Genomic DNA, 17,877 nt, shown 5'->3' with positions numbered 1-17,877 from the left:
AGGTATTAATACCAAAAAACAATAAAGAAAAAACAAAATACAAACAAGAAGTAGCTAGAAAAAGATTTAGAGCAAGAGCAGCCATCGAACCTACAATCTCACACTTGAAAAAAAATCATTCTTTAGGACTAAACTTCCTTAAAGGCGTGACTGGAGATGTTCATAATGCACTACTAGCGGGAATTGGATACAATCTAAAGCTCAGATTTAATCAAATCAAAGAGCAAATTATTTTTTGGCTACAATTATTGTTCAACTTTTTTACTAAAAACAAAACCACTATTTTAATCGAGATTTAAAATAGTGGCTTTTTAAGGAATGACTAATTAGAGTTTGGTGTTATATGCCATGTTAAAATAAATATTTAAGATATGACAAATGAAGAATTTAAAAATATTTTTAATGTATATTTAAAAGATCAAGGTTTTAAAAGAAAAGGTAATTTTTGGAAATTTCAGACACCTGAAATAGAGAAAGTTGTTCATCTTCAAAAATCAAATTTCAGTAATCTTTATTATGTAAACTTTGGGTACAATTTGCAAAACTTGAATTTTAACGGAGTATTAATGCATGTAAGCACTAGACTCAATCAATCTGAAGGCTTTGATTTGGAGAATAATATATGTTTTGTAAATCGACAGAAAATTATTGAAACAGAAATTCAAGAAAATTTAATACCAATTTTAAATTCAATAAACTCAGAAACTGATTTAATTAATCATATAAAATCTTTGAAAAATACAAATCATATTTTTTTAAAAGTAAAAGAACATTTGAATTTATAAATAACAAGTAAGGCAAATAACCACTATTTGCGCCAATTACTGGTTTTACTGATGATGATACGGTTCGTTTCTTAAAATGGTAAAACCACGGTACAATTGTTCGATGAAGAATAAACGTACCATTTGATGAGAAAAAGTCATTTTAGAAAGCGAAATTTTTCCTTGTGCTTTGGCATAAACCGTTTCTGAAAATCCATAAGGCCCGCCAATGACGAATACTAAGGTTTTAATTCCCGAATTCATTTTCTTTTGCAATTCTTCCGAAAATCCTACGCTGGAGAAGTTTTTTCCGTTCTCATCCAATAAAATTAATTGGTCGGTCGAACTAATTTTTGACAAAATCAATTCGCCTTCTTTCTCTTTTTGCTGACTTTCGGATAAGTTTTTTACATTTTTGATGTCGGGAATTATTTCCAAATCAAATTTGATATAAAAAGACAAACGTTTGGTGTAATCGTCAATTAAGCTTTGTAATGCCTTATTGTCGGTTTTGCCGATAGCGAGAAGTTTAATGTTCATTTTGCGGATGATTTTCGAAGTGCAAAGATATTAAACTAGTTTTTGATTTTTAGAATAACTGCAAATACGCAAATTTAAAGCATAGCATAAAAATAAATTTGCGTATTTACGCTTGTTATTAAACTGTTTTTTTACTTTCAATATTAGGTAAAAATGCCGTTAGAATACCCAATAACGGTAAATAAGCACATAGGTTAAAAACATGAGCAATACTTGTTTCGTCGGCCAGTTTACCCAAAACAGCCGATCCTAAACCGCCCATTCCAAAGGCAAATCCAAAGAATAATCCGGCAACCAAACCTACTTTTCCAGGTAAGAGTTCGGTAGCATAGACTAAAATTGCTGAAAAGGCAGAAGATATAATTAAGCCAATGAAAACAGATAAAATGCCTACCCAAAACAAACTAACATGAGGCAATAAAAGTGTAAAAGGTGCTGCACCTAAGATGGAAATCCAAATTACATATTTTCTTCCGAATTTGTCTCCTAAAGGGCCTCCTGTTAATGTTCCGGTTGCTACAGCTCCCAAAAAAGTAAATAAATACAACTGAGAATCCTGAATGCTTAAATGGAATTTATCGATAAGAAAAAAAGTATAGTAATTGGTAATGCTGCTTAAATAGAAATATTTTGAGAAAATTAAAATTAATAGTATGAATAATGAAAAGATAATTTTCTTTTTTGACAAATGATGAATGAAAATTTCCGGAGTCTTTGCAGTTGTATTTTTTAATGATAAATGATTACTGTACCATAGAGCAATTTTGTATAAAACCAGAATTCCTGTTAAAGCAATTAAACAAAACCACATAATATTGGTTTGCCCATAAGGAATCACCATCAAAGCTACTAAAAGAGGACCAATAGCGCTTCCGGCATTTCCTCCTAATTGAAAAATGGATTGTGCTAATCCTTTTTTTCCTCCCGAAGCCAAATGCGCTACTCTGGAAGATTCCGGATGAAAAATTGAAGAACCAATCCCAACAAGGCTGACAGATATTAATAAATAATTGAAGCTACTGGCTATTGAAATAAAAAACAAACCTGCCATTGTAAAAGACATTCCTATTAATAACGAATAGGGTTTTGATTTTTTATCGGTATATATGCCTACAAAAGGTTGTAAAAGGGAAGCAATCATTTGATAAGTAAATGTGATGATTCCAATTTGAGAAAAACTTAAATTAAAATTGTCTTTTAATAAAGGGTAAACAGAAGGGATTACAGCTTGCAATAAGTCATTTATAAAATGCGAAAAACTTATTGTAAATAGTATCGAATAAATGGTCTTTTGGACTATCTCCTGATGTGATTTGACATTTTCCATGAATTGTTTTTTGTTTAAAATATTTTTTTAAAATAACAGCTGTAATATTTTATGCAAAGTTGCTAATAAAAAAAATTGTCAGAATTACTATATTTGGACAATGAATAACGAATATCAGACATATCATCTGGTGGATTATGGTTTTCAAATCAATCCGGAATTTCCTGTTGTGGGTTATACCGAGAAAATTACTAATGCGATTTGTGTTTCACACGCCCATCCCAGAGCACAATTGATTTATGCCAGTAGCGGAGTAATGAATGTGGTTGTAGAGAATCAAATTTGGGTTGTGAATCCGTTGCAGGGATTATGGATTCCGGGAGGGATGGAGCATCAGGTTTCGTTTCAGCAAGATGTGAATTTGTATAGTGTTTTTATAGATCCTTCATTTACAGCCGGACTTCCAGCAACTACATTTTCATTTGATATTTCTGAATTTTTAAAACAGCTGTTGTTTAAGATTATTTCTTTTAAAATTGATGGAATAATTACACCTTCTCAAAGAAGAATTATGGATGTTTTTATGGATGAATTGGCTTCGATTCAGCCAAGTGCTACTTTTTTACCTACTACAAATCATTTAGTGTTGAGTAATGTTGTTGAGCTTTTACTTGAAGATGTTGCCAGTAAACACACTATCGAATATTATGCGGAGATTTCCTGTATGAGTAGCAGGACTTTGTCCCGACTGTTTATTAAAGAATTAGGAATGAATTTTAGTGATTGGCGTATTCGATTAAAATTACTCGAAGCTATTAAAAGACTTGGAGAAAAACAATCGGTAAAAGAAATTGCTTTTGATTTAGGTTATGAAACCACCAGTGCATTTATTTTTATGTTTAAAAAACATTTAGGCAAAACACCGTCTAATTATATTTTAGAAGATTTTGCCTAAACTTTTAATTTTTAGTCCTCTTTATTAATTTTCAAATGAAAGGGAGGTGCTTTATAATCTTTGTCTAAATAATTTTCCGGAATCGTAGTCTGACTTCCGTCGCGGGCAGCCCGGTAATGTGGCGACATGATTTCGATGCCGTTTTCATTACATACATCCTGAATATTTTGATGTAAATTAGAATAAATTACTGCTTGTTTGTTGGCTTCTTTTACATAAGCGTTAATTTCGTAAGAAACATAAAAATCATCCAGACTGGTTTGTAACACAAATGGTTTAGGTTCCGGCAAAATCAATTCGGTTCGGGTTGCAGCTTCAATTAAAACTTCGTGCATTTTTTTCCAGGGAACATCGTAGCCAATCGTAACGGTAGAATGGATAATAAGTCCTTTTTCAGGAGCATCACTGCTGTAATTAATAGTGTGACTATTCATCACGGTAGAATTAGGAATCGAAATAATTTCGTTTTTAATCGTTCTGATTCGGGTAACCAATAAGGATTTTTCGATAACATCTCCGGTTACTTCGCCAATTTTTACACGGTCACCAATTTTAAACAAACGCATATAGGTAAGAATTAATCCTGCGATGAGATTTGAAAGTGAGCCAGCCGACCCAAAAGTAAATAAAAATCCCAGAAAAACAGATACACCTTTAAAAACTTCAGACTGGCTTCCCGGAAGATAAGGGAAAATAACCACCAGCATGAAGGCTAAAACAATAATGCGGATGATTTGGTAAGTAGGATTAGCCCAATCAGCATAGAATCCGGGAATTTCAAGATTGCCTTTTTGGATTTCATTTTTCAAAAAGCGGATGCCTTTAAGCGCATATCTGAAAACAAAAATGATGACTAAAATAGTAATTAAATTAGGCAGGTAATTCCAGAATCCTAAAGCTATTTTTTTCAAAGGATTTAAAATATAGCCAAATAGAGTTCCGGCAAAATCTTCTGTCCAGGGAAAAATCCCAAAAAGTATTGGCAAGGCAATGTAAACAATAAGTGCTATAAACAGCCATTTTAAAAAAGTATTGACATTGAGTAAAGCATTTACCTGTTGGTGTGCATCAAATAAGGTGAAGTTTCTAATTTTGATTCCTTTAATGCGATGATTTTCTTCTTTTCGGATTTTAGTTTCCAGCCAAAAGAACAACTTTTTAATGTATTTAATCAGAAAGTAAATTATAAGCAGCACCAAAAAAGCCAATCCAATTTCTTTAGCCAAGGTGCTTAAACTGGTTTCCTGTTTGTATTTGATAATAGCATCGCTAATAATGATTTTATATTTCTGAGCCAAAGCGGTTTTTGAGGTTTTGTTCCAAATAGCATCATTTTCAGAAACACTCATAATAATGTGCTCGCCTTTTACAATATCTAAGGTCGTTTCGGATTCCACAATTTTGATGGATTTGGTGTTGAACGCTAATTCGTCTGCAATTGTTCTGATGCGTTCACTAATAGCATTGGCGCGGTCTTTTGCCGAAAAACTCCCCAGTTTATTGTATATGGTAAATAAGGTGTCGTTGAAAAATCCTGCTACAGGATGTCCTTTAACGGTTTTTCGCAGCGAGTCAATTTGCTGTTTTTTTTCCGCTATTCGAATAGAATCCTGTTTGCTTAACGCCTGTAATTGTTTTTGTAAAGCAGCTTTTTTTAAGTTATCGGTGGTTTTTAAGGATTTCAGTTCGGTTTCTAAGGCAACTTTTTTTAGAGAATCACTTATTCGTTGGGCTTCTATTAAGCTTAGTTTTTTATTAAAATCCTGAACAATTGCAGCATTAATAGAATCTGATTTTTTATTGATGCTGTCATTTTGGGCTTTTACAGTAGTTGCAAATAGTATTATAAAAAGTAAAATCATAAGATTGCAACTATTGGAAAAACGGTAAAATGTTGTTTTTCGAACGGTATTTAGGCAGCATTTATTTGGCATAAATTTTAAAGCTTTATTGGGGATTATTGGTAGTAATGACAAAAACAATTAGAACTTCGTCCGTAGTATTAATGAGTGAATGAAAACCTTCGCCGCTCATTGCAGTAATACTTCCTTTTTTGAGTGTTTTTTTTCGAATAATACCATTTTTTTTAGTCATTTCCGAATATTCGCCTTCGCCATGCATCACAATATAAAGTTCTTCTTCGTGGCGGGTGCCATGGGTATGAAATCCGGCTTCGTCTCCTTTGTTTTTAAAAACCATGTAAGCTCCAATGCGATTATTGGTCAATTCGCCTTCGTTAAACATTTGTAGTAAATAAACAATACCTTTTCCGCCATACATCGGATTGCGTTTGTCAACTCTTACAACAGTTCTTTCCTGTTTTTTGAAAGGAGTAACACTTAAGTCAATGTATTGTGATACCAATTCGATTATTTTGGCGTTTTCATTTTCAGGAGTTATTGTAGCCATTTGGATTTGAATATTTTTGATTTTGGTCAAATATAGTATTTAAATCTTTGACAGAATTAGCTTCAGAATAAATTTAAGGGAAGTGGAAACAAATTTTAGAATACACAAAATATGTCCTACCTTTAGCAAGATAAAAATTTCAGGTAAAAAATGATTAGCGAAGCACAATTTCAAAACGAGTTAGAATTATTAATAGCAAATGCCATCAGGGAAGATGTGGGCGATGGCGATCACAGTTCGTTAGCCTGTATTCCTGCATCGGCACAAGGAAAAGCAAAGCTTTTGGTGAAGGACAACGGAATTATTGCCGGAGTCGAATTTGCGAAAATGATTTTTAATTATGTGGATGCTAATTTGCAAATAGAAATTTTTATCGAAGATGGAACACCGGTAAAATTTGGAGATGTTGTGTTTCATGTTTCAGGAAGTTCGCAGTCTATTTTAAAGGCTGAACGTATGGTTTTGAATTCGATGCAAAGAATGTCGGCTATTGCTACAAAAACCAATAATTATGTGAAATTGTTAGAAGGAACCGGAACAAAAATTTTGGATACCCGGAAAACGACTCCTGGTTTTAGAGTTGCCGAAAAATGGGCGGTAAAGATTGGAGGAGGAGAAAATCATCGTTTTGCATTGTATGATATGGTGATGTTGAAAGACAATCATATTGATTTTGCCGGCGGAATAGGGTTAGCAATTGCTAAAACCAAAGCCTATTTGAAAGAAACCAATCGCGATTTGAAAATTATTGTAGAAGCCCGCGATATGGAAGAAGTAAAACAAATTGTGGCTGCAGGCGGAGTATTCCGAATTCTATTGGATAATTTTGATTATGAAATGACCAGAGAAGCAGTTGCTTTTATTGGAGATGAATGTCAAACGGAATCGTCGGGAAATATTAATGAAGATACAATTCGTTTGTATGCAGAATGTGGTGTGAATTATATTTCTTCGGGAGCGTTGACGCATTCAATTTATAATATGGATTTGAGTTTAAAAGCGATTGATTAATTGCTTTATAAAAAGAAAATGAATGTCGGTAGAAATAGAACAAAGATTAAAAAAAATACCTCTGATACGCAATTTTGTCAATTGGGCAAAAAAAGTAAAACTCAGCTGGCTTAGCGGATTGTCTTTATATGATTTATCGGAATTGTATATTATCGGTTTAACCGAAGGGGCCCTGTCTAATCGTGCCGGAGCTATTGCTTTTAGTTTCTTCATGGCTTTGTTTCCTTTTGCGCTGTTTATTTTAAACCTTATTCCGTTTATTCCGATTGAGGGATTTCAGGATGATTTTTTAAAATTTGTGGCTGACGGAGTTCCTCCCAATACTTTTTATGCTATCAAAAATATTATAAATGATATTTTGCATAACAGTCATTCCGGATTAGTTTCTTCGGGGTTTTTACTGTCGGTTTTTTTGATGGCTAATGGATTGAATGCTATTTTAGGCGGTTTTGAAAATTCGAAACATGTTTTGGTAAAAAGAGGTTTTTTTCATCAGTATTTTGTGGCAGTTGGAATGTCTTTATTTTTGGCTGTTTTGTTGATTCTAACCGTAGCAATTATCGTTGTTTTTGAAGTTGTTATCCAACAGTTAAATGCCAGAGATTTTTTGAGTGAAAAAATTCCATTGATAGTAATGGGACGTTATGCTTTCTTAATCTTGATGATTTTGATAACCACTTCGGTGCTGTTTAAATTTGGAACTAAAAATCAGGAAAATCGTTCGTTTATTTCTATTGGTTCCGTGTTTACTACTATTTTAACGATTATTAGTTCGTATTTTTTTGGTGTTTGGGTAATTCGTTTCTCTAAATACAACGAACTTTACGGTTCTATCGGAACCTTATTGATTGTTATGTTTTATATCTGGATTAACTGCATGATTTTATTACTTGGTTTTGAACTTAATGAAGTTATTAATAAGTTAAAAAGGAGAGAAGCTAATAATAAATTGTCCTAAAATCAGGATTCACCTCTAATCGAATAAGTCATAATTCATGTATTTTGTTGAAGTAATTTTACCGTTGGCTCTGGCTAAAACCTTTACTTATAGTGTTTCTGAAGCCGAGTATCATTATATTCAAAAAGGAATGCGAATAGCAGTTCCCTTTGGAAAAAGCAAAATATATACAGCGCTGGCGATTGATTTGCATCAAAATAAACCCGCTTTGTATGAAGCAAAAGAAATTCATCAAATCTTAGATGAAAAGCCAGTTGTTACCGAAAATCAAATCAAACACTGGCAATGGATTGCTTCTTATTATATGTGCGCCATCGGCGATGTGTATCGTGGTGCGATGCCTAGTGCTTTGTTGTTGGAAAATGAAACCCTGATTTCTCAAAAAAGCGATGCGTTTATTGATGAAAGTCAGCTTTCGGATGATGAATTTTTAATTTTTCAGGCGCTACAGCAACAATCTTCATTGAAAGTGCAGGATGTGGTTGGGATTTTGAATAAAAAGAGTGTTTTTCCAATTATTCAAAAATTAATAGACAAAAATGTTCTGGTTTTACAGGATGAAATTCAGGAAGTTTATAAGCCTAAATTGGTACGCTATATTCGTTTGAGTGAGCAATATAAATCTGATAGCGGCTTGAGTGAATTATTGGAAGTTTTAAAAAATGCCAATAAACAAAAGGAAGTTGTGCTTACTTATTTTCAGTTGAGTGCGGCTTCCAATAAGAAAGCAATTTCGGTAAAAGAATTAGTTGAAGTTTCTCATTCTGCTTCGGCGCAAGTAAAAGCTTTGATTGATAAACAGGTTTTTGAAGAATATTTGTTGCAGGAAGACCGTGTAAAATTTACCGGAGAAATAAACGATACGCTATTGCAGTTAAGTGAAGCACAACGAAAAGCTTTTGACGAAATTAAAAACGGTTTTATTGAAAAAGAAGTTTGTTTGCTGCACGGTGTGACTTCGAGTGGAAAAACAGAAGTTTATATTAAACTCATAGAAGATTATCTGCAAACCGGAAAACAAATTTTGTTTTTATTGCCTGAAATTGCGCTGACTACACAGTTGGTTTCAAGATTGCAAGCGCATTTTGGAAACAAAGTGGCGGTTTTTCATTCGAAATATAATAATAATGAAAGGGTAGAAGTCTGGAATCAGGTTTTGCAAAATTCAGAGAAAGCGCAGGTGGTAATTGGAGCACGTTCGGCTTTGTTTTTACCTTTTTCTAATTTGGGTTTTGTGGTTGTAGATGAAGAACACGAACAAACTTTTAAACAAACTGATCCGGCTCCAAGGTATCACGCCCGTGATGCGGCAATAGTTTTGGCAGGTTTTTTTAATGCCAAAGTTTTACTTGGATCGGCTACGCCAAGTATCGAATCCTATTATAATGCACAAAACGGAAAATACGGACTGATTGAACTTAAAACGCGTTATGGAAATGTGCGTTTGCCTGAAATTGAATTGGTTGATTTAAAGGATAAATATTTCCGAAAGCGAATGACCGGTCATTTTAGTGATGTTTTGATTGAAGCAATTTCAGAAGCCTTGTCTTTAGGAGAACAGGTGATTTTGTTTCAAAACAGGAGAGGATATTCGCCTTTGTTGGAATGTATGACCTGTGGTCATGTGCCGCAATGTAAGCAATGTGATGTGAGTTTAACCTATCACAAGCATCGAAATGAATTGCGTTGTCATTATTGTGGTTATTCAATTGCAAAACCTACGCGCTGTCATAGTTGTTCGGGGATTGATTTATCTACAAAAGGTTTTGGAACGGAGCAAATCCAACAGGAATTAGTACAACTTTTTCCGGAGAAGAAAATTGGCCGAATGGATCAGGATACGACTCGTGGTAAATTTGGGTTTGAAAAAATCATTGACAGTTTTAAAAACAGGGAAATCGATATTATGGTGGGAACGCAAATGTTGGCAAAAGGATTGGATTTTGACAATGTAAGTCTGGTAGGGATTATGAATGCCGATAATATGTTGTACCATCCGGATTTCAGGGCATTTGAAAGAAGTTTTCAAACCATGATTCAGGTGGCGGGTCGTGCAGGAAGAGCTGAAAAACAAGGAAAAGTTGTGATTCAAACCTATAATCCTCATCACAATACTATTCAGCAGGTAACAAACAATGATTATGCGGGAATGTATAAAGAACAGTTGTACGACCGTCAGATTTATAAATATCCGCCTTATTTCAGAATTATCAAACTGACTTTAAAACATCGTGATTTTGAGAAATTAAAAGAAGGTTCGATGTGGTTGTACCAGGTATTGTCTCAGCATTTGGGGATTCCGGTACTTGGCCCTGAGGAGCCTCCGGTTAACAGAATCCGTAACGAATACATTAGAACGATAATGATAAAAAATCCCCATAATGTTTCGATTATGGGTACAAAAAAAACTATTCAAAAAATATTGAATAGTTTTGATAGTGTTGCTCAATACAGAACGATTAAAGTAGTATTGAACGTCGATTTTTATTAAACCTTTTAGGCGTAAGAAAGCGCTTTAACTAAGTCTTCTTTCTTGTTTCTGCTCAAAGGAATTTTGGTTGGACCAATTTCGGCAAATTTACTGTTAAAGCGTTCTACTTTGTCAATGTTAATAATGTAGGACTTATGAACACGAACAAATTTCTTTTTTGGTAAATCATTTTCAAAAGATTTCATGGTCGAAAGCACCAAGTGGCTGTCGTCTTCAGTAACCACTCTTACGTAGTCTCCGAAGGCTTCAATCCATTTGATTCTGGAAGTGTAGATTTTTAATTTTTTCAAATTACTTTTGATAAAAATATGTTCTCCTTCCTCTTCTTTGGTGTCCTGTTTTAATAAATGTAAATCGATGGCTCTTTTTACAGAAGCATTAAAACGGTCTACAGCTATAGGTTTTTGCAAGTAATCAGTAGCATCATAGTCAAAAGCTTTAAGGGCATATTCAGCTTTTGATGTGATGAAAATAATTTGAGGTTTGGTTTTTAGTCCGTCTAAAAAATCAAACCCGCTTATTACCGGCATTTCTATATCAAGAAATATTAAATCTACGGAATGCACCGACATGCAACTTTTGGCTTCGATAGCATTGGAAAAATCACCTATTAAATGTAGGTTTGGGTGATTATTCACTAACTTTGCGATGATCATTCTTTGTATCGAACTATCATCGACAACGACACAATTAAGTTTCATAATTTTTAGGAATTTAAGATTTGGCTTAGTAAAAGTATTGTAAAATATTTACATGAACTAATCTTTATCGGTTTTTTTTGCAATACAACGAATAAAGTTGTTTTTTGTTTTTTTATTCGAATAATTTAATTATTTTTGCACCCAAATTTAACAAAATAAAACATTTATTATGAATCATTACGAAACTGTTTTCATTTTAAATCCCGTTTTATCTGATGTTCAGGTAAAGGAAACAGTAAGCAAATTTGAAGATTTTCTTACGAGTAGAGGAGCTGAAATGGTAGCTAAAGAGGATTGGGGGCTTAAAAAAATGGCTTACGAAATCCAAAACAAAAAATCTGGTTTTTACCATTTGTTTGAATTCAAAGTAGCACCGGAAGTGTTAATCGCTTTTGAAACTGAGTTTAGACGTGACGAAAGAGTTATGCGCTTCTTAACTGTAAGTCTTGACAAACATGCTATCTCTTGGGCTGAAAGAAGAAGAGCAAAATTAAAATCTCAAAAAGCTTAATTATCATGGCAACATTACAACAATCTGCTTCAGGAAAAAAAGATGGAGATATCAGATATCTTACTCCTTTAAATATTGAAACTAACAAAACTAAAAAGTACTGTCGTTTCAAAAAATCAGGTATCAAATATGTAGATTATAAAGATGCTGATTTCTTATTGAAATTTGTTAACGAGCAAGGTAAAATTTTACCTCGTCGTTTAACTGGTACTTCTTTGAAATACCAAAGAAAAGTGTCTGTAGCTGTAAAAAGAGCTCGTCACTTAGCTTTAATGCCATATGTGGCTGATTTATTAAAATAATCAATTAAATTAACAGTTGTTGTCTCGTTGTAACTCAACGGGACTAACTTCTAAAATACAAGGACAACAACATGGAACTTATTTTAAAGAAAGACGTTCAAAACTTAGGTTTTAAAGATGATATCGTAACTGTAAAAAACGGATACGGTCGTAACTACTTAATCCCACAAGGATTTGCTCAATTAGCAACTGCTTCTGCAAAGAAAGTATTAGCTGAAAACCTAAAACAAAGAGCGCACAAGGAGGCTAAAATTATTGCTGACGCTAAAGCTACTGCTGAAGCTTTAAAAGCTCTTGAAATTAAAATTGCTGCTAAAGCAGGTGGTGAAAAATTATTTGGTTCAATCACAAATATTGACATCGTTGAAGCTTTAGAAAAAGCAGGTCAGTCTATCGAAAGAAAATTCATCACTAGTGGTATCGTTAAACGTACTGGAAAATATTTTGCTACTGTAAGATTACACAGAGATGTTATCGTAGAATTACCATACGAAATTGTAGCTGAAAAAGCTTAATTTTGTTATTCAATATTGAAAATCCCGATGAAAGTCGGGATTTTTTTTGTTTTTAACTGAAATCATTTTGATTCAAAATAATGTAATAATGAAATATTCGAGATTAACTAAAGAACAGTTTGAAGAATTACATCCTGAATTTACTAATTTTTTAGCAACTCAGTCTATTGATAAGGCGGAATGGGATAAGATAAAAGTAGAAAAACCGGAAGTTGCTGAACAGGAATTGGATGTTTTTTCCGACTTGATTTGGGAAGGTGTTTTGGCTAAGGCTGAATATTTAGAGCATTTTTCTAAAAATCATATTTTCCTTTTTCAGACTTTTGATACTCATGTGCAATCAATTGTTTTGAAATCATTAGTGCCGGACGTGGATTTTTTGACCAAAGAAGGATTGCAGTGGCTTAGTGATAATATGTTTACAGAAACGATAGAAATGAAGGTTGGGAAAAAGGTCTTTACAGAAGAGCGTAACAGTTCAATTTTTTCATTAATTCAGCAAGGAGCTTTTTTAAGCGACGGACAATTATTTAAACAAATAAATTCGATTATAGAATCGTAATTTAAGTGTTATTTTTATTAAAATTGGTTATTTTAGTAGGCTGTTTACAGAAACTAAAATGACCAATTTTTTTATATGGCGGTGTTAGAAACTATTCAAAAATTAAGAGACGAACTAAATCTTCATAATTACAATTATTATGTCATGGATAATCCTACGATATCTGATTATGAGTTTGATATAAAACTGAAAGAACTCCAGGATTTGGAAAATAAGCATCCTGAGTTTTTTGATGCCAATTCGCCAACTCAACGAGTAGGAGGTACAATTACTAAAAATTTTCAAACCGTTGCACATACGCATCGGATGTATTCTTTGGATAATTCCTATTCGAAAGAAGATTTATTGGATTGGGAAAACCGAATTCAAAAAGTTTTGGGAAATGTCGATTTGCAATATACCTGTGAATTAAAATACGACGGAGCGTCAATCAGTATTACTTATGAAAACGGAAAATTAGCCAGAGCGGTGACTCGTGGTGATGGTTTTCAGGGTGATGATGTAACCAATAATATCAAAACGATAAAATCCATTCCGTTGCAGTTGAAAGGACAGGATTTTCCTGAAAAATTTGATATTCGCGGAGAAATTATTTTGCCTTTTGCCGGATTTGAAAAAATGAATCAGGAATTGATTGAAATTGGCGAAACCCCTTATTCAAACCCCAGAAATACGGCTTCTGGAAGTTTGAAACTGCAAGACAGTTCAGAGGTGGCTAAGCGTCCGTTGGAATGTTTGCTTTATTTTGTTACAGGAGAAAAATTGCCTTTTGAATCTCAGTTTGAAGGTTTGGAATCGGCCCGAAAATGGGGCTTTAAAGTGCCGAAAGAAGCAAAAATTGCTGGTAGTTTACAGGAAGTTTTTGATTTTATCGATTATTGGGATGTGCATCGCCATAATTTACCTTATGAAACGGATGGAGTAGTGGTTAAAGTAAATTTAATTCAGTATCAGGAGGAATTGGGTTATACGGCCAAATCGCCGCGCTGGGCAATTGCTTATAAGTTTAAGGCGGAGCAGGTGGCTACAAAATTAAATTCTATTTCGTATCAGGTTGGTCGAACCGGAGCAATTACACCGGTGGCTAATTTAGAGCCGGTGCAGTTGGCGGGAACTATTGTAAAACGGGCTTCCTTGCATAATGCGGATCAAATTGAGAAATTAGATATTCGTATTGGAGATACCGTTTTTGTGGAAAAAGGAGGGGAGATTATTCCGAAAATTATTGCGGTAGATTTAAGTAAACGTCCGGAAGATTCTAAAATTACGGATTATATAACGCATTGTCCTGAATGTAATTCGGAATTAGTTCGTAATGAAGGAGAAGCTAATCATTATTGTCCAAATTTTTATGGATGTCCACCGCAGATTATAGGTAGAATTCAACATTTTATTTCTCGAAAAGCGATGGATATAGAGGGATTGGGTGGAGAAACAGTGGCTTTGTTGTATAATAATCATTTGGTTCAAAATTATGCCGATTTGTACGAATTGAAAGTTGAGGATATTTTGCCTTTGGAGCGAATGGCGCAAAAATCGGCGGAAAATTTGGTAAATGGTGTTAAAAAATCTACGTTGATTCCTTTTGAAAGTGTTTTGTATGCTTTAGGGATTCGTTATGTTGGAGAGACGGTAGCTAAAAAATTAGCGAAGCATTATAAAAATATTGAGGCGCTGAGTCGGGCGACTTTGATGGATTTGATTTTAGTGGATGAAATTGGAGAACGAATTGCACAAAGTGTGGTTGATTTTTTTGAAAATGAAGAAAATAAAATCATAATTCAGCGTTTAAAACAGTACGGAGTTCAATTTGAAATTGTTGAAAAAATAAATATCAATGCAACGAACAAGCTGGAAGGTAAAATTTTTGTGGTTTCGGGAGTTTTTACGCAATTTTCAAGAGAGGAACTCAAAACGGCTATCGAAGATAACGGAGGGAAAGTTGGTAGTTCTATTTCATCTAAAACAGATTATGTAGTGGCGGGAGATAATATGGGGCCTGCTAAATTGGAAAAAGCTAATAAATTAAATATTCCAATTATTTCTGAATCCGATTTTATGATGATGATAACCGAAAATTAAGCGCTTGTTTGGTTTTTTTGAGTAAAAAAGAGTGTTAAGAATTTAACAAAAAGTTTTAAATCGTCATTATACTTTTTTAGATTTGCCGCTTTTAGTGTGACTTAATTAATTAATTTTGTTTACTTATAAAGATAAGTTATGTTTTTGAATTACTTAAAAGAGTTTTCGGTAAAGAAAAGATTAAAAAACAGCTTACTTAATGTAAAGAGAAGTTTTTCTTTAGGTGATATTAAAACAGTAGGAGTGATTGTTGATCAAAGTCATTTTGCCAACACCAAATCCTTATTGGATGAATTAAGAGCCAACGGAATTTTAAAAGAAAATATTAGTTTGTTGCTTTTTAAAGGGGATAAAAATGTTGATTTTGAGATTGAAACTGTAAAATTAACTTCAGGAAATCTCGATTGGAAAGGGCAGATTAAAAGTGAGAAAGTAAAGAAATTTATTGCTCGCGATTTTGATTTATTATTGAGTTATTATGAGGTAGAAAAAGCAATTTTACTCGTAGTTACTCATGAATCTGGAGCCAAATTTAAGGTTGGCTTTGCAAATATAGACAAACGCTTGAATGATTTTATGATTAATACGAATCAGGGAAATTATAAGGTTTTTGTTCAGGAATTATTTAGATATTTAAAAATATTAAACAAAATATAAACTAAAAACATGCAATCATTAATAGGAACTGGTGTTGCTCTGGTAACTCCTTTCAAAGAAGATTTTTCTATCGATACCGAAGCATTAAGAAGAATTGTAAATTTTTCTGTAGATGGTGGAGTTGAATACCTGGTTATTTTAGGAACAACTGCTGAAAATGCTACGCTTAATCATGACGAAAAGGAATTGGTTATTAAAACCGTGATTGAAGCGAATAATGGGCGTTTACCATTGGTTTTGGGTGTTGGTGGAAATAATACGATGAAAGTAGTTGAGGAGTTAAAAACAAGAGACATGTCGCCTTATGTGGCTATCCTTTCAGTTTCTCCCTATTATAACAAACCTTCTCAGGAAGGAATTTATCAGCATTTTAAAACTATTGCTGAGGCTTCTCCAATTCCGGTAATTGTGTATAATGTGCCGGGAAGGACTTCCAGTAATATGTTGCCAAAAACAGTTTTGCGTTTAGCTAATGATTTTGAAAATATTGTGGCTATCAAAGAAGCTGCCGGTGATATTGTTCAGGCGATGCAATTATTGAAAGACAAACCGAAGGATTTTCATGTGATTTCAGGTGATGACATGACGGCTTTAGCTACGGTTTTAGCGGGTGGTTCCGGAGTGATTTCGGTAATTGGTCAGGGATTTCCAAAGGAATTTTCTGAGATGATTCGTCTGGGTTTGAATCGTAAAGTAGATGAAGCTTTCAAATCACAATATTTATTATCTGATTGTATTGATATGATCTTCGAACAGGGAAATCCTGCCGGAATCAAACAAGTTTTTCAGGCTTTAGGAATTGCTGAGAACACCGTGCGTTTACCATTGGTAACTGTTGATGAAGATTTGCAACAGAGAATAGCTGAATTTGTCAAAAAAATAGATAAATAATAGCTTTTTGCAAGTATTTTTTTAAGCTAAGAAATATTTTGTAGTCGCTAAATTAATAACTAAATTTGCCACCGAAACTTCGGTATGATTTTTTATGGGCTGTAAAAGGCCTGTATTAGAAAAACAAATAAAAAAATGAGAAAAATTATATCCCTATTGCTTCTTGTAGTTCTTTTTAGTTCTTGTAATGAATATCAAAAAGCACTTAAAAGCGAAGACGTTTCGGTAAAATATAAAATGGCAGATACTTTGTATGCTCAGGCTAAATATTCAAAAGCATTGCGTCTTTTTGAACAAATAGCCCCGGAATTCAGAGGAAAACCACAGGCAGAGAAAATGTTTTATATGTATGCACAGTCCTATTATAAAACCAAGCAGTATTATCTGGCGGCCTATCAGTTTGAAAGTTTTGCTTCGGGATATCCAAAAAGTGTGAAAATAGAAGAAGCTTCTTTTTTAGGAGCTAAAAGTTATGCTGTTTTATCACCGGTTTACAGTTTGGATCAGGCAGATACCTATAAAGCAATTGAGAAAATGCAGGCATTTATTGATCGTTTTCCAAATTCGCAATATTTGACTGAAGCAAATGGTTTGACTAAATTATTATCGGAAAAGATTGAGAAAAAAGTTTACGAAAACGCCAAAGGTTACAATACTATTTCGGATTATAAATCGGCATTAGTGGCTTTTGATAATTTTATTATCGATTATCCAGGAACAAAATTCAAAGAAGATGCTTTGTTTTATAAATTGGATTCTGCTTATAAATTAGGAATCAACAGTGTTCCTGAAAAAATGCAGGAACGATTGAATGTGGCTAAAACTTCTTATCAAAATTTGATTAAGTTTAAAGCCGATACAAAATATAAAGAACAGGCAGACGAAATGTATGCCCGTGTGGAACAAGAATTACAAAAATATACTAAATAAATAAAGGTCATGGATTTAAAAAAGACGAATGCTCCGGTAAATACAATTACGTACAATAAAACGCTTATTGAACAACCTACCGGAAATGTGTATGAAGCAATTACCATTATGGCTAAAAGAGCGAACCAAATCAATTCTGAAATTAAAAAAGAATTGACTGAAAAATTGGAAGAATTTGCTACATATAATGACAGTCTTGAGGAAGTTTTTGAAAATAAAGAACAAATTGAGGTTTCTAAATTTTATGAAAAATTACCAAAACCTCACGCTCTTGCCGTTCAGGAATGGTTAGACGGTAAAATTTATTTCAGAGAATCAAACAAATAAGATA

General features: G+C 33.4%; 19 protein-coding genes and 1 pseudogene. 15 read left to right on the top strand and 5 right to left on the bottom strand.

Going from position 1 to position 17,877, the window contains the following annotated elements:
• Both H599_RS20940 and H599_RS20415 read left to right on the top strand, forming a co-directional pair.
• Positions 1 to 299 (top strand): annotated as a pseudogene (locus tag H599_RS20940) (hypothetical protein); the annotation flags it as partial.
• A gap of 72 nt (positions 300 to 371) precedes the next feature.
• Entirely contained in the window at positions 372 to 785 is a 414-nt protein-coding gene (locus tag H599_RS20415) for a DUF4304 domain-containing protein (RefSeq protein WP_051590775.1), read from the top strand.
• A gap of 45 nt (positions 786 to 830) precedes the next feature.
• On the opposite strand, the gene rlmH is transcribed toward H599_RS20415, so the two are convergent.
• Together rlmH and H599_RS0115965 are read right to left on the bottom strand one after the other, a co-directional pair.
• Entirely contained in the window at positions 831 to 1,304 is a 474-nt protein-coding gene (rlmH, locus tag H599_RS0115970; protein WP_026715047.1) for a 23S rRNA (pseudouridine(1915)-N(3))-methyltransferase RlmH, read from the bottom strand.
• A gap of 118 nt (positions 1,305 to 1,422) precedes the next feature.
• Positions 1,423 to 2,631 carry an MFS transporter gene (locus H599_RS0115965; RefSeq protein WP_026715046.1) on the bottom strand — a complete coding sequence of 403 codons (1,209 nt, stop codon included), beginning with the start codon at positions 2,629 to 2,631 and terminating at the stop codon, positions 1,423 to 1,425.
• Between the two features lie 100 nt (positions 2,632 to 2,731).
• On the opposite strand from H599_RS0115965, the gene H599_RS0115960 reads away from it, so the two are divergent.
• A complete protein-coding gene (locus H599_RS0115960; RefSeq protein ID WP_026715045.1) occupies positions 2,732 to 3,526 on the top strand; it encodes an AraC family transcriptional regulator in 795 nt (264 codons plus the stop codon).
• Positions 3,527 to 3,537: 11 nt separating this feature from the next.
• Here the strand turns inward: H599_RS0115960 and H599_RS0115955 are convergent, their stop codons facing one another.
• Positions 3,538 to 5,388 (bottom strand): mechanosensitive ion channel family protein, encoded by a 1,851-nt coding sequence (locus H599_RS0115955; protein WP_026715044.1) that lies wholly within the window; start codon positions 5,386 to 5,388, stop codon positions 3,538 to 3,540.
• A gap of 85 nt (positions 5,389 to 5,473) precedes the next feature.
• A complete protein-coding gene (locus H599_RS0115950; protein WP_026715043.1) occupies positions 5,474 to 5,935 on the bottom strand; it encodes a cupin domain-containing protein in 462 nt (153 codons plus the stop codon).
• Positions 5,936 to 6,085: 150 nt separating this feature from the next.
• On the opposite strand from H599_RS0115950, the gene nadC reads away from it, so the two are divergent.
• The 3 genes from nadC to priA are packed head-to-tail and all read left to right on the top strand — an operon-like array spanning position 6,086 to position 10,395.
• Positions 6,086 to 6,946: a carboxylating nicotinate-nucleotide diphosphorylase gene (gene nadC, locus H599_RS0115945; protein WP_026715042.1), complete on the top strand. Its 861-nt coding sequence runs from the start codon at positions 6,086 to 6,088 to the stop codon at positions 6,944 to 6,946.
• A 22-nt stretch (positions 6,947 to 6,968) separates the two neighbouring features.
• Positions 6,969 to 7,904 carry a YihY/virulence factor BrkB family protein gene (locus H599_RS0115940; RefSeq protein ID WP_026715041.1) on the top strand — a complete coding sequence of 312 codons (936 nt, stop codon included), beginning with the start codon at positions 6,969 to 6,971 and terminating at the stop codon, positions 7,902 to 7,904.
• A 37-nt stretch (positions 7,905 to 7,941) separates the two neighbouring features.
• Positions 7,942 to 10,395, top strand: a complete 2,454-nt coding sequence (gene priA, locus H599_RS0115935; protein WP_026715040.1) for a replication restart helicase PriA — start codon at positions 7,942 to 7,944, stop codon at positions 10,393 to 10,395.
• 5 nt (positions 10,396 to 10,400) lie between these two features.
• Here the strand turns inward: priA and H599_RS0115930 are convergent, their stop codons facing one another.
• Positions 10,401 to 11,096, bottom strand: coding sequence for a LytR/AlgR family response regulator transcription factor (locus H599_RS0115930; protein ID WP_026715039.1), 696 nt, complete (start codon positions 11,094 to 11,096; stop codon positions 10,401 to 10,403).
• Positions 11,097 to 11,265: 169 nt separating this feature from the next.
• On the opposite strand from H599_RS0115930, the gene rpsF reads away from it, so the two are divergent.
• The 9 genes from rpsF (at position 11,266) to H599_RS0115885 (ending at position 17,873) form a co-directional block, all read left to right on the top strand.
• Positions 11,266 to 11,607: a 30S ribosomal protein S6 gene (gene rpsF, locus H599_RS0115925; protein WP_026715038.1), complete on the top strand. Its 342-nt coding sequence runs from the start codon at positions 11,266 to 11,268 to the stop codon at positions 11,605 to 11,607.
• A 5-nt stretch (positions 11,608 to 11,612) separates the two neighbouring features.
• Positions 11,613 to 11,909: a 30S ribosomal protein S18 gene (gene rpsR / locus H599_RS0115920; RefSeq protein ID WP_026715037.1), complete on the top strand. Its 297-nt coding sequence runs from the start codon at positions 11,613 to 11,615 to the stop codon at positions 11,907 to 11,909.
• Positions 11,910 to 11,980: 71 nt separating this feature from the next.
• A complete protein-coding gene (gene rplI / locus H599_RS0115915; protein WP_026715036.1) occupies positions 11,981 to 12,424 on the top strand; it encodes a 50S ribosomal protein L9 in 444 nt (147 codons plus the stop codon).
• 88 nt (positions 12,425 to 12,512) lie between these two features.
• Positions 12,513 to 12,986 carry a DUF6495 family protein gene (locus tag H599_RS0115910; protein WP_026715035.1) on the top strand — a complete coding sequence of 158 codons (474 nt, stop codon included), beginning with the start codon at positions 12,513 to 12,515 and terminating at the stop codon, positions 12,984 to 12,986.
• A 75-nt stretch (positions 12,987 to 13,061) separates the two neighbouring features.
• Complete coding sequence (gene ligA / locus H599_RS0115905) at positions 13,062 to 15,068, top strand: NAD-dependent DNA ligase LigA (RefSeq protein WP_026715034.1); 2,007 nt, start codon at positions 13,062 to 13,064, stop codon at positions 15,066 to 15,068.
• Positions 15,069 to 15,206: 138 nt separating this feature from the next.
• On the top strand, positions 15,207 to 15,725 hold the full coding sequence (locus H599_RS0115900) for a DUF6913 domain-containing protein (RefSeq protein WP_026715033.1): 519 nt from the start codon (positions 15,207 to 15,209) through the stop codon (positions 15,723 to 15,725).
• 9 nt (positions 15,726 to 15,734) lie between these two features.
• Positions 15,735 to 16,616, top strand: a complete 882-nt coding sequence (dapA, locus tag H599_RS0115895; protein ID WP_026715032.1) for a 4-hydroxy-tetrahydrodipicolinate synthase — start codon at positions 15,735 to 15,737, stop codon at positions 16,614 to 16,616.
• Positions 16,617 to 16,751: 135 nt separating this feature from the next.
• Complete coding sequence (locus H599_RS0115890; RefSeq protein WP_026715031.1) at positions 16,752 to 17,546, top strand: outer membrane protein assembly factor BamD; 795 nt, start codon at positions 16,752 to 16,754, stop codon at positions 17,544 to 17,546.
• Between the two features lie 9 nt (positions 17,547 to 17,555).
• Positions 17,556 to 17,873 carry a DNA-directed RNA polymerase subunit omega gene (locus H599_RS0115885; RefSeq protein ID WP_026715030.1) on the top strand — a complete coding sequence of 106 codons (318 nt, stop codon included), beginning with the start codon at positions 17,556 to 17,558 and terminating at the stop codon, positions 17,871 to 17,873.
• Positions 17,874 to 17,877 lie beyond the last annotated feature (4 nt).

It is taken from the genome of Flavobacterium daejeonense DSM 17708 (assembly GCF_000425425.1).
Classification (GTDB): Bacteria; Bacteroidota; Bacteroidia; order Flavobacteriales; family Flavobacteriaceae; genus Flavobacterium; species Flavobacterium daejeonense.
Note: the sequence above shows the minus strand (reverse complement) of the source record. Positions and strands in the feature narration are given on the sequence as shown.